Below are 3,263 nucleotides of genomic sequence, written 5' to 3'. Positions count from 1 at the left end.
CCCCGTCAAGGGCCGGGCGGGCTTGTCGGCGGGTGGCCATAGACTCGTCAGTGCCATGAGTAGCCTCTTTGACGACCTCCCGCTCCCCGGTTTCGAGGCCCCCGCCGCCGGGTCGAAGCAGCCCGCGCCGCCGATCGACGAGGAGCCGCCGCCGTACGAGGACGACGTCCCGTACGACGCCTTCGAGGAGGCGATCCCCGACGGGCTGTTCCAGACCACCGCTTTCAGCGAGCCGGGGAGCGCCGCCGAGGCGGCGCGGGACGCCTGGTACCGCAACGGCGCCGCCCGCCCGGTGATCGACCCGGCCACGCTGCTGGAGGGCATGAACGACCCGCAGCGCGAGGCCGTGCTGCACGCCGGCTCGCCGCTGCTGATCGTGGCCGGCGCCGGCTCCGGCAAGACCCGGGTGCTCACCCACCGGATCGCGTACCTGCTGGCCGCGCGCGGCGCGCAGCCGGGCGAGATCCTGGCGATCACCTTCACCAACAAGGCGGCCGGCGAGATGCGCGAGCGCGTCGAGCAGCTGGTCGGCCCGCGCGCCCGGGCGATGTGGGTCTCCACCTTCCACAGCGCCTGCGTGCGGATCCTGCGCCGCGAGTCCAAGCTGCTCGGCTTCACCTCGTCGTTCTCGATCTACGACGCGGCCGACTCGCAGCGGCTGATGGCCCTGGTCTGCCGCGACCTCGACCTGGACCCCAAGCAGTTCCCGCCGAAGTCCTTCACCGCGAAGGTCAGCAACCTCAAGAACGAGCTGATCGACGAGGAGACCTACGCCGACCAGGCCGCCAACCCGATGGAGAAGAAGCTCGCCGAGGCGTACTTCCTCTACCAGCGGCGGCTGCGCGAGGCCAACGCCCTCGACTTCGACGACATCATCATGACGACGGTGAACCTGCTCCAGGCCTTCCCCGACGTCGCGGAGCACTACCGGCGGCGGTTCCGGCACATCCTGGTCGACGAGTACCAGGACACCAACCACGCCCAGTACACGCTGGTCCGCGAGCTGAGCGGCGGCGCGGTCGCCGACGCCCCGAAGCGCACCGTCGACGGCGACTGGGTCGACCCGGCGGCCGGGCGGCTCGCCGAGGTGCCGCCCGCCGAGCTGTGCGTGGTCGGTGACGCGGACCAGTCGATCTACGCCTTCCGCGGTGCGACGATCCGCAACATCCTCCAGTTCGAGGAGGACTACCCGAACGCCACCACGATCCTGCTGGAGCAGAACTACCGCTCCACCCAGACCATCCTGAGCGCGGCCAACGCCGTCATCGAGCGCAACGCCAACCGGCGCGAGAAGAAGCTCTGGACGGCCGGCGAGGACGGCGAGAAGGTCGTCGGCTACGTCGCGGACGACGAGCACGGCGAGGCCCAGTTCATCGCCGACGAGATCGACCGGCTCACCGACGCCGACGCGGCCAGGCCCGGCGACGTCGCGATCTTCTACCGCACCAACGCGCAGTCCCGCGTCTTCGAGGAGGTGTTCATCCGGGTCGGCCTGCCGTACAAGGTGGTCGGCGGGGTGCGCTTCTACGAGCGCAAGGAGGTCAAGGACGTCCTGGCCTACCTGCGGGTGCTCTCCAACCCGGAGGACACCGTGCCGCTGCGCCGGATCCTCAACGTGCCCAAGCGCGGCATCGGGGAGCGGGCCGAGGCGATGATCGACGCGCTGGCCGCGCGCGAGCGGATCTCCTTCGCGCAGGCGCTGCAGCGGGTCGACGAGGCGTACGGCCTGGCGGCGCGCTCGGCGAACGCGGTGAAGAAGTTCAACGTGCTGATGGCCGGGCTGCGCCAGGTCGTCGCGTCCGGCGCGGGCCCGGCGGCGGTGCTGGAGGCGGTGCTGGAGGAGACCGGCTACCTGGCCGAGCTGCAGGCCTCCACCGACCCGCAGGACGAGACCCGGGTGGAGAACCTCCAGGAGCTGGCCTCGGTCGCCCTGGAGTACGAGCAGGACCCGGGCGAGCGTCCGGACGCGGGTGAGGACGGCGCGCCGCCGGTCGGCTCGCTGGCCGACTTCCTGGAGCGGGTGGCGCTGGTCGCCGACTCCGATCAGATCCCGGACGAGGACGAGGAGGGGCGGGGCGTCATCACGATGATGACCCTGCACACCGCCAAGGGCCTGGAGTTCCCGGTGGTCTTCCTGACCGGCATGGAGGACGGCATCTTCCCGCACATGCGGGCGCTCAACCAGGTCAAGGAGCTGGAGGAGGAGCGGCGCCTGGCGTACGTCGGGCTGACCCGGGCGCGGCAGCGGCTGTACCTGACCAGGTCGGTGCTGCGCAGCGCCTGGGGGCAGCCGTCGTACAACCCGGCCTCGCGGTTCCTGGAGGAGATCCCGGAGACGCTGGTGGAGTGGAAGCGCACGGGGGCGGCGTCCGCGCCGGCCTCGCGGGGCTTCTCCTCGGGGTCGTCCTGGGGCGGCAGGTCCTCGGGCGGTGCGGGCGGGTCCTCGCGCGGTTCGTCGGCCGGCGCCTCGCCGAAGGCGGGCTGGGGGCAGTCGGCGCGGCGCGCGGGCGCGGCGGTGGAGCGGGAGGTGGTCGCGCTGGCGGTCGGCGACCGGGTCACCCACGACACCTTCGGGCTGGGCACCGTGGTGGCCACCACCGGGGTCGGCGACAAGGCGCAGGCCACGGTGGACTTCGGCACGGAGGGGCGCAAGCAGCTGCTGCTGCGCTACGCGCCGGTCGAGAAGCTGTAGGCCTCGGGCCCCTCGGCCCGCGCGGTGCGTCAGCGCGGGTCGAGGCCCTGGGCGAGGAACCAGGGCAGCGGGTCGACGGGGGCGCCGCCGCCGGCCGGGCGGACCTCCAGGTGCAGGTGCGGGCCGGTGCTGTTGCCGCTGCTGCCGACGAAGGCGATGGTGTCGCCGGCCTTCACCGTGCCCTTGCGGATCTTGTACGAGCGCAGGTGGCAGTACCAGACCTCGGTGCCGTCGGCCGTCTTGAGGATGGTCATGTAGCCGTACGACGGGTTCCACTGGGTGCGGATGGTGCCGTCGGTGACGGCCATCACCGGGGTGCCGCCGTCCACCGGGAAGTCGATGCCGGTGTGCCGCTTGGCCCAGTGGGTGCCGGCCGCGCCGAAGGCCTCGCCGATGCCGTGCTCGCTGACCGGCATCGAGGCCGTGGGGCGCGCCGGTGCGGGCGCCTGGTCGGTGGTGGTGGCGGCCGGCGCGGCCGGCTGCCCGGTGTCGGCCGTGCCCTGGGCGCCGGCGAGTGCCTGGCGGGCGTCACCGCGGGAGGCGGCCTGGTCGGCCTCGCCGGCGGCCAGCG

2 protein-coding genes are annotated in these 3,263 nt (G+C 72.8%); one reads left to right on the top strand and one right to left on the bottom strand.

Annotated features, from left to right (window positions below):
* Positions 1-55 precede the first annotated feature (55 nt).
* On the top strand, positions 56-2,692 hold the full coding sequence (gene pcrA, locus ABD308_RS38300; protein ID WP_344345560.1) for a DNA helicase PcrA: 2,637 nt from the start codon (positions 56-58) through the stop codon (positions 2,690-2,692).
* Between the two features lie 29 nt (positions 2,693-2,721).
* Here pcrA and ABD308_RS38295 read toward each other — a convergent pair.
* Positions 2,722-3,263 (bottom strand): M23 family metallopeptidase (locus ABD308_RS38295; RefSeq protein WP_344345558.1); only part of this gene is annotated, 542 nt, incomplete at its 5' end.

Source organism: Kitasatospora putterlickiae (genome assembly GCF_039527695.1).
Classification (GTDB): domain Bacteria; phylum Actinomycetota; class Actinomycetes; order Streptomycetales; family Streptomycetaceae; genus Kitasatospora; species Kitasatospora putterlickiae.
This window is presented reverse-complemented; position numbering and strand designations above follow the sequence as displayed.